The following is an 11,610-nucleotide window of genomic DNA, read 5'->3' on the forward strand; positions in this document are numbered from 1 at the left end:
GCGCTCAATCGGAGGGCTGTAGGATGCTTGCCAGAGACGTAAAGAGGTGCTGTCGATAAGTCCCGATCACAGCGTGAGTCATGCCGCGCGCACGATGCTTGAGAACCATATAAGCGGCCTGCCTGTATGCGACGACCGCGGCAGGCTCGTCGGCATATTATCGGAGGGCGACTTGATGCGGCGTGCGGAGCTGGGATCGGTTTCTTGGCGCGACATCGCAGGCGTCCGAACGAAACCGGAGTCGTTCATCAAGGGGCATAGCTGGCGCGTGGGCGACGTGATGACGCAGCCTGCTGTCACGGTTGATGAAGACATGCCCGTTGGCGGCGTCGCCGAACTCATGGCTGCCAAAGGTATCAAGCGCATTCCGGTCATGCGAGCGGAAGAGATGGTGGGCATCATCAGTCGCAGCGACATCCTTTGCGCGATTGCTGCCTCTGTGCCTGATATGGTTGCGAACGGTGATGACGCAGTGCGGCGGGCCGTCTTGGCGCGGCTTTGTTCCGATCTCGGGGTTGAGAATGGGGCCATCGAAGTGACTATTGAGAATGGAACCGTCAGCTTGTCAGGCCAGGTTGAAAGCGAGGCACTGCGGGAGGCGGCTCGCGTCGCCGCCGAGACGATCAGCGGCGCCGGAGGCGTCAGAAACAGACTGCGTGTTGTTGCCACCTGAGCCCCTGCTGATGGGGGGAATAAATGTTCTCGTTTCATCTTCGGCGTTTCCCCGGTGATCAGCAATTCTGCGATCGCAAGGGCCCGTGCGCACTGCGTTGGCCGACTCCATAATTCAGCCGCCGAAGTCGGCGCAGAGGTTCGCGTCATCGCGCCGACGGACAAGCCATCGTCGCAGAATAGTCAACGATCTCTCAATTGGAAGGGTCCTCCCGATGACCGGTACGCTGTCGCCCGAACTTTTGGAGCGGATGGACGCCTATTGGCGAGCCGCCAACTACCTATCCGTGGGGCAAATCTATCTTCGCGACAATCCACTTGTGAAGGAAAAGCTTACTCTCGCACATGTAAAGCCGCGCCTGCTTGGTCACTGGGGCACGACTCCGGGGCTGAACTTTCTCTATGTCCACCTCAATCGGCTGATCCGGGCACATGACCTGAACATGATCTATGTCACCGGTCCGGGTCACGGCGGCCCCGGTCTTGTCGCGAATACGTATTTGGAAGGTACTTATTCAGAACTCTACCCCGAAGTCAGCCAGGACAAGGCCGGGATCAAGAGGCTTTTCAAGCAATTCTCCTATCCAGGCGGGATACCGAGCCACGTCGCGGCAGAGGTGCCGGGTTCGATAAACGAAGGCGGCGAGCTTGGCTATTGCCTGATGCATGCCTATGGCGCAGTCTTTGACAACCCCGGACTCATCGCGGCCTGCGTCGTGGGAGACGGGGAGGCCGAGACGGGCGCGCTCGCGACGAGTTGGCACTCCAACAAGTTTCTCAATCCGGCACGAGACGGAGCGGTCCTGCCAATCCTGCATCTCAACGGCTACAAGATCGCAAATCCGACCGTGCTTGCTCGCATCAGCCACGACGAGCTGGAGGCGCTGTTCAGGGGTTACGGCTACGAGCCGCTTTTCGTCGAGGGCGTGGATCCGCGACAAATGCACCAGCTTATGGCGTCAGCGCTCGACAAGGCCCACGGGAAGATTGCCGAAATCCAGCGGCAAGCGCGCAGTAAAGGATTTTCCGGCCGCCCTGCCTGGCCGATGATCATCTTCCGCTCACCGAAAGGTTGGACGGGGCCGCGCGAGGTCGACGGCAAGAAAACGGAGGGCACCTGGCGCTCGCACCAAGTGCCGCTTGCGAAGCTTGCGGAAGTGCCGGAGCACCTCGGAATTCTCGAAGAGTGGCTCAAGAGTTATCGCCCTGCGGAGCTGTTCGATGAGAGTGGCAGCCTTCGACCTGAGCTTAGGGAGCTTGCGCCGAAGGGCGAACGCCGCATGGGAGCAAACCCGTATGCTAACGGCGGACTTCTCCTGAAAGACCTCAACCTGCCGGACTTCCGTCAATACGCGGTGAAGATCGGCACTCCGGGAACCGTGACGGTAGAATCGACCCGCGTCGCGGGTCTGTTTCTCCGCGATGTCATGAAATTCAATGCGGAAGAGCGCAACTTCCGGATCTTCGGACCGGATGAGACCGAATCAAACCGGCTGTCACCCGTCTTCGAAGAAACAGAACGCGTCTTCACCGGCGAGATTCTCGCTAGCGACACGCAGCTATCTCCCGACGGCCGGGTCATGGAAGTGCTCAGTGAGCAACTCTGCCAGGGCTGGCTCGAGGGTTACCTGCTGACAGGGCGACATGGCTTCTTCTCTTGCTATGAGGCCTTCATCCATATCGTCGATTCAATGTTCAACCAGCATGCAAAATGGTTGAAAGTCTGCCGGGAGATTCCTTGGCGCAAATCCATCGCGTCTCTCACCTACCTACTGACCTCTCATGTATGGCGTCAGGACCACAACGGCTTCTCGCATCAGGATCCAGGCTTCATCGACCACGTGGCCAACAAGAAGGCCGACATCATCCGCGTTTACCTTCCACCGGATGCAAATACGCTTCTCTCGGTCGTCGATCATTGCGTGCGGAGCCGTGACTGCATTAACGTGATCGTCGCAGGCAAACAGCCGCAGTTGCAGTGGTTGGACATGGACGCGGCGGTTGCGCACTGCCGCGTCGGGCTCGGTGTCTGGGAGTGGGCATCCAATGATGAAGGCGCTCCCGATGCGGTCGTCGCCTGCGCCGGCGATGTGCCGACCATGGAAGCACTGGCCGCCGTCATGATCCTGCGCGAGGCATTTCCAACGCTCAGGCTGCGCGTCGTCAACGTCGTCGATCTCATGGCGCTGCAGGCCCCCAGCCAGCATCCCCATGGCGTGGCGGATGACTTCTTCGACCGGATGTTCACAACCGACAAGCCTGTCATCTTCGCCTATCACGGCTATCCTGCGCTCATTCACCGGCTGACCTACCGCCGCACCAACCACGCCAACTTTCATGTCCATGGCTATCAGGAGGAAGGGACGACCACGACGCCGTTCGATATGACCGTGCTCAATGGACTCGATCGGTTCCATCTTGCCAAGGCGGTGGTCGAGCGTGTCCCTTCGCGCGCCGCGGCGCGGGAAGAATTCGCCTGTGCCATCGAGGGCAAGCTCTCGGAGCACCACGTCCACATCCGCAAGAATGGTGAAGATTTGCCGGAGATCAGGAACTGGCGATGGCGGACATCCGACGCGTCGTGACGACGGCAATCAAGCGGCCGAGTTTGATCTGCGTCAAGTTGGATTTTCCCGGCAGTCGTACATTTAAGGTCATGGTTTAGCGAACGTGAGGAGAGGCGAAATGGCGACACTGCGGACGTTCCTGCTGGCAGGCACAGTGCTTATGCTCAGCACGCCGGGCTTTGCCGAAGAAGCGCATCATCCCGATCCCACAGCCGGGCAGGCGAGTGAAGGAGCCGTCCAGCAGGCTCCCGCAGCGAGCCCGAGCGCCACCATGCAGAGCGGCATGATGTCCGGCGACATGATGGGCGGTATGATGCGGATGATGATGGGCGCACAAGATCCCATGGGGATGATGGCCGGTCAGGCACCGATGGGGCAGGCCGCCATGGGTGCGATCGCCCAGATGATGGCCCCCGAACACATCGAGGGGCGCATCGCGTTCCTGAAGACGGAGCTCAAGATAACCCCCGAGCAGGAGCCGTTGTGGAACGCCTTCGCCGAAACTCTGCGGGCCAACGCCCGCGGTCCACGGGATGGGATGATGCAGATGTCTGGTGGGATGGCCGGGGCGGGTGAGGCAGCCGCGACCCCGCTGCAGCGTCTGGACCTGAGAGAAAGCGCCCTGGCCGGACGGCTCGAGGGAATACGCAAGCTGAAAGGCGCCCTCGTTCCTCTCTATCAGTCACTCGAGGGCGCGCAGAAACAGATAGCTGACAGGCTGCTTGTGCCCCCAATGATGGGGATCATGTAACCCAAGCGGGCAGGGAGGTAATTCCAGTGAGCAGCGAAACGCAACCAAGTTTACATCACAACGCCAGTACCGGAGGGCCAGCAGGTTTCTGGCGCTCGAAAACCGCAATCGCGCTGAATCAAGACGTAAGTACATCGAGGAAATCGGCAAGTGCTGTCGCGGCGACCCTTTATTTCTGAGGCGCCGGCATCCCCGGTGACTATTAACGTGATACCGGAACCGGTTCGTGTCGCGCCTTGTGATTGACGAAGACCATTATGCCCACGGCGTGTACAAATTGGATGCCGGTTCACACTCTAGTCCAAAGCCCACGCATACCTGCCTAGATCAGTGTCGCGGTAAAGCCGTGATAACCATTTCATCTGGACCGGTGAACACCATCGTCATGCGCCCCTCGTGTGATGCGTACTGCACCGAGCTTGTTGCCGCTATGGGCTTCGAAATCTGAGCGCCTTCAACGCGTAGCGTTCCTGATTGATTTCGTCCGCTGTTCGGAAGCCCAGCCTGCGCAGGATCGGCAGAGGCGGACACCACCCCTGAAAAGCGTGCTGGAAGAGGAAACCCGTCACGATCGCCGGCAATGCCAGCCACCGTCGATCCTCCGTGGCCGCCAGCATTGTCCCGCGAATGCCAATGTGGAAGCGTTCGCCTCGAGGGCTCGCTCGATGTCCCACTCCCGGTCAAGAGCTCCGCTAGCCTAGTGTCGATCTGGTCGGGACGAGTTTCGTAGCGGGCGAGCCTCTCCTCCATTTGTAGGCGCAGACGTCGGTTGATTTCGTCGGATGTCTGGACGCTTACCCGGTTCGCTGTCGTGGCCATCGTTGTTTCTCCTCTCCCGCCAGGAACCCCAGGGAAAGCACAAAATTCCCGACCTGATCTTGAGTGCTTATTAAAATACATTATATTATATTAAATATTAATGTGGAACTCGGAGTGAGCCATGCCTATCACTGCAATATCCGACAAACTTTCGGTATCGCCGCAGCTAAGTGTCGAGGACATCCCATCGCTGCGCGACAAGGGATTCAAAACACTGATCAGCAACCGGCCGGACAACGAAGACACCTTTCAGCCGAACACGCAGGCGGGAAGGCAGGAAGCGAAACACTGCAGCTTGGCTTACGCGTTCATCCCGGTCACGGCCGACACGATCACCGAGGCGGACGTGCGTGCTTTCCAGCGCGCGGTCGATGAGTCGAATGGGCCTGTTCTGGCGTATTGCCAGACCGGCAGGCGTTCCTTAGACCTCTACCTCATTGGTGAGGTTCTTGACGGCCGGATGTCTGCCGATGAGGCCGTCGTGTTCGGACGCAGCCGCGGCTTCGACACTTCTTCCGCTGCAGTTTGGCTGGAGAGACATGCCGCGCGCCGGCCGCAGGTGAAGGGTTTCTTCGACAAGCGCACGTGGAGCGTCCAGTACGTGGTGTCCGATCCCGCGACCCGCAAATGCGCCATCGTCGATCCCGTACTCGACTTCGACGAAAGGGCCGGTGCAACGGCAACCATCAACGCCGATGCGATCCTCGACTACGTCCGGGACAATGATCTGACCGTCGAATGGATCCTCGACACCCATCCGCATGCCGACCACTTTTCGGCGGCCCAGTATCTGAAGGAGAAAACCGGCGCGCAAACAGCTATCGGCGAGCGCGTCGTCGATGTTCAGAAATTGTGGCAGAAAATCTATAACTGGCCGGGGCTTGCTACCGACGGCTCCCAATGGGACCGACTGTTTGCCGATGGTGAGGACTTTAAGGTCGGTTCAATCGAAGCGAAAGTGCTGTTTTCACCGGGACATACGCTTGCCTCGATCACGTACGTCATCGGCGACGCGGCCTTCGTGCACGACACGCTCTTTTTGCCCGACAGCGGGACTGCGCGAGCCGATTTCCCCGGTGGTGATGCCCGCATTCTGTGGACGTCGATCCAGGACATTCTCGCGCTCCCGGACGAGACGCGGATCTTCACCGGCCACGACTACCAGCCGGACGGTCGGGCGCCGCGCTGGGAAAGCACGGTGGCTGATCAGAAGAAGTTCAACCCGCATCTGGCCGGCGTGACGGAAGAAGAATTCGTGGCTCTCAGGACGAAGCGCGACAAGACGCTGCCAATGCCGAAGCTCATCCTGCATGCCCTGCAGGTGAACATCCGCGGCGGGCGGCTGCCGGAGCCGGAAGCCAATGGCAAGCGCTACCTCAAGCTTCCGCTCGATGCATTGCAGGGAGCTGCCTGGGAATGACAACTGATCTGAAAGCAATGTTGAAGGCAGGATTGTCTTCGGCGGAGATGGCCAGCCGTGCCGGAGAGGTGGCAAGCCTCCTGAAGACGCTGTCGCATCCCGCACGCCTGATGATCGTCTGCACGCTTGCGGAAGGCCAGTATTCGGTGGGCGAGCTTGAAGAGAAGCTTGATGTCCACCAGCCGCATCTGTCGCAGCACCTGACGGTGCTGCGCGGCTCGGGAATCGTCGAGACGCGGCGGGACGGGAAGCAGATCTTCTATTCCCTGACGGAGGAGAAGGCCGCCCAACTGGTTGCTGCCCTCTATGACATCTTCTGCGTGAAGGAGGAGAAATGAGCACCTATTTCGCCTCATTGGCTGGCGGCATACTGATAGGCGCATCTGCCGTCATGCTCTTGCTCCTTAACGGGCGGATCGCCGGGATCAGCGGTATCGTCGGGCGTCTCGCTCAGCGCGTTTGCCTGACGACCAATCTTGCCTTTGTGCTTGGCCTGGTGCTCGGGCCGCTCGCCTACCTACTGGTGTTCGGCGGCTGGCCGACGGTGGAGATCACGGCAGGCTGGCCGCTGATCATCCTCGCCGGACTTCTCGTGGGCTTCGGCTCGCGCATGGGCTCGGGCTGCACCAGCGGGCACGGCGTGCTCGGGCTTGCTCGCCTCTCTCCGCGCTCCATGGTGGCGGTTGCCACCTTCCTGACGGCCGGCGCGGTCGCCGTCGCAGTTTTTCGAGGTGTCGGACTATGAACAGGAACATCTATCAGCTCGGAGCGGCTCTCGCCTCCGGTATCGTCTTCGGCTTTGGCCTGTCTCTATCGGGCATGCTGAACCCGGTCCGCGTCCAGGGCTTCCTCGATGTCTTCGGCACATGGGATCCAAGCCTTGCCTTCGTTCTCGGCGGCGCTGTCGTCGTTGCCTTTATCGGCGTGCAGGTGATGAAGCGGATGCGCCATCCGGCCTTCGACGACCATTTCCATGTGCCGACGAATCAGAGGATCGACGCGCCGCTGATCATCGGCTCGGCCCTGTTCGGCCTGGGCTGGGGCATCGGCGGCTTCTGCCCCGGTCCGGCTCTCGCGTCCCTGTCGACAGGCATTCCCCAGACAGCATTGTTTGTAATTGCCATGCTGGTCGGCATGACCTTGTACGACAAAGTATGGAGCAAAGGGACGTGAGCACCTCGATCCTCGCGGCAGTTGGCTCCGGCGGGATCGTCGGCTTCATGCTCGGTCTGCTCGGCGGTGGCGGCTCAATCCTCGCCACGCCGCTGCTTCTGTACGTCGTCGGAGTGACGCAGCCGCACATTGCTATCGGAACGGGTGCGCTTGCGGTCTCGGTGAACGCCTTCGCGAACTTTGCCAGCCACGCGATCAAGGGGCACGTCTGGTGGCGGTGTGCCGCCGTCTTCTCCACGCTCGGCGTCGTCGGCGCGCTTGCCGGCTCCAGCCTCGGCAAGGCGATTGACGGCGACCGCCTGATCTTCCTGTTCGGCATCCTGATGCTCGTCGTTGGCGTCTTGATGCTGAAGCCCCGGAAGCCGGCGGCGGTCGAATGTCGTCCTGTCGACCTCAGAATGTGCCTCGCCACCGCTGCCATGGCACTCGCCGCCGGCGCTGCATCCGGCTTCTTCGGTATTGGCGGGGGCTTCCTGATCGTTCCCGGCCTGATGCTGGCGACGGGCATGCCGATGATCAACGCGATAGGCACCTCGCTCCTCTCCGTCGGTGCGTTCGGATTGGCGACCGCCCTGAACTATGCGAGTTCAGCCCTGGTGGACTGGTGGATTGCCGTCGAGTTCATCGGGGGTGGCCTCGTAGGCGGCTTGCTCGGGATGCTACTCGCCACACGGCTCAGCGCCCACAAGAACATCTTGGACCGCTTGTTCGCCGCGGTCATCTTCGTAGTCGCTGCCTACATCCTGTACCAGAGCGCACGGCAGGCCGGGGCGCACCAAAGCATCCTCGATCCTCAAGTGGTCTTCGGCGGTGCTCACGCCCGGAGCTGACCAGGCAGCCGTTCCGCCGTGACGCGTTCTCGCAGGCTCTGTAGCCGGCACCAGGATAACGGCACAGTCGCGCAGCGCCGATGCGTTGGCATAGATCATGCGAAATTGAACGGTGAGCGCCAGTTCAAACGGTGGAATCGATGATGGCCGCCGAGGTCTTGACGTGATACACTATAGTCAGCGCATGAAACCATGGGAGGTGGGATGCGTGAACTTGTGTTCGCACTTGTCGCTTTGACGTTCGATATATCGGGCACCGCTGCCGAGGAAGCTCTTGTCTTCCATACGGCACAATTCCAAGACGCCAGCGTCAGCCTAGGACTCGTCAGCAACAGGATGGCTGAACGGCCCGGATTCGACTACGACGTCATCATCTCGCTTTCACAGACCAATGCAGTTAGCGGCAGGGTTTACAAAGATCCGGGAAAGCATCGGGCATTGGTTAAGTGCGGCAATCCGGCCAAAGTGTCGGTCAGAGGTGTCGATTACATGGTACCCATATCCGGTGCCGGAGGAGATTGGAAGGCGGACCTGTGGAGGGCTGTCTGCGAGACTCCTGTGTCGTAACCCGATCGCATGTCCCCCTGCGAAATCGGTTCGCTCGCAGCAGATGCTAGACATCTAATGGCAGCGTCGCCCGGCAGAGCGGCTGAGGTCAAAGACATCCACGGGGCGGGCGGAAGCGGACTCTGCAGCCGCCCTACAAGTGGATGAGATCACGAGGTAGGCGTCGAGCGACTTCGCAAGTGTTTCAAGGCGCTGCGCCACGTTTACCACATCGCCAATGACCGTGGACTCGCTGTGGCAGCCGCTGTCCTGCACGCCGCCGACCGTGCCGTAATGCAGTCCGATTGCAGCAACGAGGGCGGGATAGCCGTTCCAAAAGCCGTGACTTCTCCAGTCGCTAAGCGTGTCGACCAGATCGAGAGCGCATGCAAGTGCCCGGTCCGCATCGTCCTCTGTCGGCCGCGGCCGGGTCCGAACACTGCCATTACCCCGTCGCCGATGAACTTGTGTACCGTCCCGCCATGGTCAAAGATGCTGCGCGACGAACTGACGGTACAGCAAGCACGAAGGCCAACTCGCGGGCAGTGGCGGTTTCCGTAAAGCTTGTAAAATCGCGAAGATCTACGAACATTATCGCTGCATTGCGGCGCTGGAGCCGAGCGCCTGACCCCGTTCCTGCAGTTCCGAGACGATCAGCGGGGAGAAGAACCCGGAGAGATTTTGCCGCCGTCGATCCGCCTCGAGGGCTTCATTGCGCGTCCGGTCGTGATCCCTCGCAAGCAGGTAGATCGCAAAGGCGGGAAAGCCGAAGCTGACCGTCAGGCCGAGGTCATGGTTGAACAAGGAAGCGAATAGTGAAATGGCGTCGGCGGTGTGGTGCCTGGCTGCCGTGATCGCCAGCATGGCCACGCAGGCGATGAGGACGATGCCGGAAAACACCAGCACGAGACGGCGCTCGAGCTGGAGGCCGGCGTGATTGAGCAGGATGAAGGCGACGACCAGGCTGGTGGGTGGCGAGGTTGTGGTTCTCGGTGACCGGGCCGGCAAGAATGTGCGCGTACAGGATCAAGGCGACGAGAAGCGCGTCGAGTACGACGAAGAGCGTCTTGAGCCAGGAGCGCCCAGGAACATATCGGGCGGTCGCCACTGCAGCGATGCTGATGGCCAGATAGCCAACGATGACGACCGAGTGGGTGCCTTCCGCCCCTGCATTGCCGCCCAGCAGGAAATTCGCGACCAGGATCGCGAATGCGACGAACCGCAAGATGATCGAGCGGAATTCCCTTGCGAAGTCCCATTGTGGGTGAAGCGAAAACGTCATGTCCTACCGCAGGGAGGAGGGAGATGCTTCCCCGGTCTTCGGACGAAGCGAGGGGAAGGGACGCGGCCGAATGCTGGGCCGCGTCCCGACGTTTGCTTACTTGACCTGCGTCACGGTCAGCTTGCCGTTTACGCGCTCGGCGACGAACTCGACGTTCGCGCCTTCCTTCAGCTTATCCAGCATCGCGTCGTCCTGGACGCGGAACACCATCGTCATCGCCGGCATTTCGAGGCTCTTCAGCTCCTCGTGGATGAGCGTGACCTTCTTGGCCTTCGCGTCGACTTTCTTGACGGTTGCCTTTGTGAACTCCTGCGCCAGCGCGCCGTAGGCTGTTCCGAGCGCGAGCGCAGAGGCGAGCGTGAGTTGGATGAGGCTTTTCATGTTGGACTCCTTTCAATGATCACTTCTTGGCAACGGTGACGTCGCCGTGCATGCCGGCGTCGTAGTGGCCGGGTACGAGGCAGGCGATCTTGAACGTGCCGTCGTTCGTGAACTTCCAGATGATCTCGCCGGTTTCTCTGGCGGCGAGGCGGATGGCGTTCGGATCGTCGTGCTCCATCTCCGGGAACTTCTCCATCACCGCCTTGTGCTCCATGATGTTGTCTTCCTGATCGAGCACGAACTCGTGGTCGAGTTCGCCTGCGTTCTTGATCGCAAAGCGGACGGTTTGGCCCTTGCGGACATTGAAGGTCGATGGCGTGAAGATCATCTTGCCGTCGTCCGTCTCCTTCATCGTGACCTCAATCGTCCGGGTGGCGTTTGCTTTCCTGCCGGGCTCGCCTACAGCCAAGGCCTCTTCGTGCCCGCCTGCGTGATTGCCGCCGGCGAACGCCGGCGTGGCGAGCGCGGCGACGAGAAGTCCGAAGATTTGAGCTTTCATTGTGTGGTCCTTAGGTTGGTTGAACATCGGCATGCTGGATCAGCCGTGGTTCTCATGTTTCGGCGTGATCTGGGTCTTGGAGTCCTTGGCTTTGGTCGCGTCAGGAACTTCGCCCGTCCACTCCCAGGCCTGGGTTCCGGGCGGGTTTTCGTACCAGCCGGGATCGGCGTAATCGCCCGCCGAGATGCCCTCGCGCACCTTGACGACCGAGAACATGCCGCCCATCTCGATAGGGCCATGCGGACCCCAGCCGGTCATCATCGGGATGGTGTTCTCGGGGATTTCCATTTCCATCTCGCCCATGTCGGCCATGCCTTTCGTGCCCATCGGCATGTACTCCGGGCGAATTTTCTTGATCTTCTCGGCGACCTTCGATTTGTCGACGCCGATGAAGGTCGGGATGTCGTGTCCCATGGCGTTCATCGTGTGGTGCGACTTATGGCAGTGGATCGCCCAGTCGCCCGCGTATTTGGCGTCGAATTCGTAGGCGCGCATGGCGCCGACCGGAATGTCGATGCTGACCTCCGGCCAGCGTGCCTCCGCTCGGACCCAGCCGCCGTCGGTACATGTGACCTCGAAGTCGTAGCCGTGCATGTGGATCGGGTGGTTGGTCATGGTGAGATTGCCGACCCGCACGCGCACGCGGTCGTTCCTGGAAACGACCAGCGGG

Annotated in this window: 12 protein-coding genes and 3 pseudogenes; 10 read left to right on the forward strand and 5 right to left on the reverse strand. The window is 60.6% G+C overall.

The genetic code is table 11. From position 1 onward, the window contains the following. Positions 1-46 precede the first annotated feature (46 nt). From BHD07_RS31940 to BHD07_RS14035, 4 genes and pseudogenes are all read left to right on the forward strand, one after another. Positions 47-172, forward strand: a pseudogene (locus tag BHD07_RS31940) (CBS domain-containing protein); the annotation flags it as partial. Between the two features lie 3 nt (positions 173-175). Then, positions 176-673 carry a BON domain-containing protein gene (locus BHD07_RS14025; protein WP_338280963.1) on the forward strand — a complete coding sequence of 166 codons (498 nt, stop codon included), beginning with the start codon at positions 176-178 and terminating at the stop codon, positions 671-673. 214 nt (positions 674-887) lie between these two features. Further along, positions 888-3,257, forward strand: coding sequence for a phosphoketolase family protein (locus tag BHD07_RS14030; protein WP_338280877.1), 2,370 nt, complete (start codon positions 888-890; stop codon positions 3,255-3,257). A gap of 100 nt (positions 3,258-3,357) precedes the next feature. Beyond that, positions 3,358-3,990: a Spy/CpxP family protein refolding chaperone gene (locus BHD07_RS14035; RefSeq protein WP_338280879.1), complete on the forward strand. Its 633-nt coding sequence runs from the start codon at positions 3,358-3,360 to the stop codon at positions 3,988-3,990. A gap of 443 nt (positions 3,991-4,433) precedes the next feature. On the opposite strand, the pseudogene BHD07_RS14040 reads toward BHD07_RS14035, so the two are convergent. After that, positions 4,434-4,740 (reverse strand): annotated as a pseudogene (locus BHD07_RS14040) (hypothetical protein); the annotation flags it as partial. A gap of 190 nt (positions 4,741-4,930) precedes the next feature. On the opposite strand from BHD07_RS14040, the gene blh reads away from it, so the two are divergent. From blh to BHD07_RS14070, 6 genes are all read left to right on the forward strand, one after another. Further along, positions 4,931-6,229 (forward strand): bifunctional sulfur transferase/dioxygenase Blh, encoded by a 1,299-nt coding sequence (blh, locus tag BHD07_RS14045; RefSeq protein ID WP_338280881.1) that lies wholly within the window; start codon positions 4,931-4,933, stop codon positions 6,227-6,229. Continuing rightward, on the forward strand, positions 6,226-6,567 hold the full coding sequence (gene bigR, locus BHD07_RS14050) for a sulfite-sensing transcriptional repressor BigR (protein WP_416385307.1): 342 nt from the start codon (positions 6,226-6,228) through the stop codon (positions 6,565-6,567). The genes blh and bigR overlap by 4 nt, the downstream gene beginning before the upstream one ends. Beyond that, the gene (locus tag BHD07_RS14055) at positions 6,564-6,974 is read left to right on the forward strand and encodes a YeeE/YedE family protein (RefSeq protein WP_338280883.1); all 411 of its coding nucleotides are present in this window, start codon (positions 6,564-6,566) and stop codon (positions 6,972-6,974) included. Before bigR ends, BHD07_RS14055 begins: the two co-directional genes overlap by 4 nt. Then, positions 6,971-7,402: a YeeE/YedE family protein gene (locus BHD07_RS14060; protein WP_324765317.1), complete on the forward strand. Its 432-nt coding sequence runs from the start codon at positions 6,971-6,973 to the stop codon at positions 7,400-7,402. Before BHD07_RS14055 ends, BHD07_RS14060 begins: the two co-directional genes overlap by 4 nt. After that, positions 7,384-8,232 carry a sulfite exporter TauE/SafE family protein gene (locus tag BHD07_RS14065; RefSeq protein WP_338280885.1) on the forward strand — a complete coding sequence of 283 codons (849 nt, stop codon included), beginning with the start codon at positions 7,384-7,386 and terminating at the stop codon, positions 8,230-8,232. The genes BHD07_RS14060 and BHD07_RS14065 overlap by 19 nt, the downstream gene beginning before the upstream one ends. 204 nt (positions 8,233-8,436) lie before the next feature. Continuing rightward, entirely contained in the window at positions 8,437-8,799 is a 363-nt protein-coding gene (locus tag BHD07_RS14070; RefSeq protein WP_338280887.1) for a hypothetical protein, read from the forward strand. Here the strand turns inward: BHD07_RS14070 and BHD07_RS31945 are convergent. The 4 genes and pseudogenes from BHD07_RS31945 to BHD07_RS14095 all read right to left on the reverse strand — a co-directional run. Continuing rightward, a pseudogene (locus BHD07_RS31945) lies at positions 8,718-10,060 on the reverse strand (adenylate/guanylate cyclase domain-containing protein). The gene BHD07_RS14070 and the pseudogene BHD07_RS31945 overlap by 82 nt on opposite strands. A 96-nt stretch (positions 10,061-10,156) precedes the next feature. Continuing rightward, a complete protein-coding gene (locus BHD07_RS14085; protein ID WP_324765321.1) occupies positions 10,157-10,441 on the reverse strand; it encodes a copper-binding protein in 285 nt (94 codons plus the stop codon). A gap of 19 nt (positions 10,442-10,460) precedes the next feature. Further along, positions 10,461-10,940, reverse strand: a complete 480-nt coding sequence (locus BHD07_RS14090) for a cupredoxin domain-containing protein (RefSeq protein ID WP_338280892.1) — start codon at positions 10,938-10,940, stop codon at positions 10,461-10,463. Positions 10,941-10,979: 39 nt separating this feature from the next. Further along, a partial coding sequence (locus BHD07_RS14095) for a multicopper oxidase domain-containing protein (protein ID WP_338280894.1) occupies positions 10,980-11,610 on the reverse strand: 631 nt, incomplete at its 5' end.

The sequence above is a fragment of the Sinorhizobium sp. KGO-5 genome, assembly GCF_036245905.1.
Lineage (GTDB): Bacteria > Pseudomonadota > Alphaproteobacteria > Rhizobiales > Rhizobiaceae > Sinorhizobium > Sinorhizobium meliloti_A.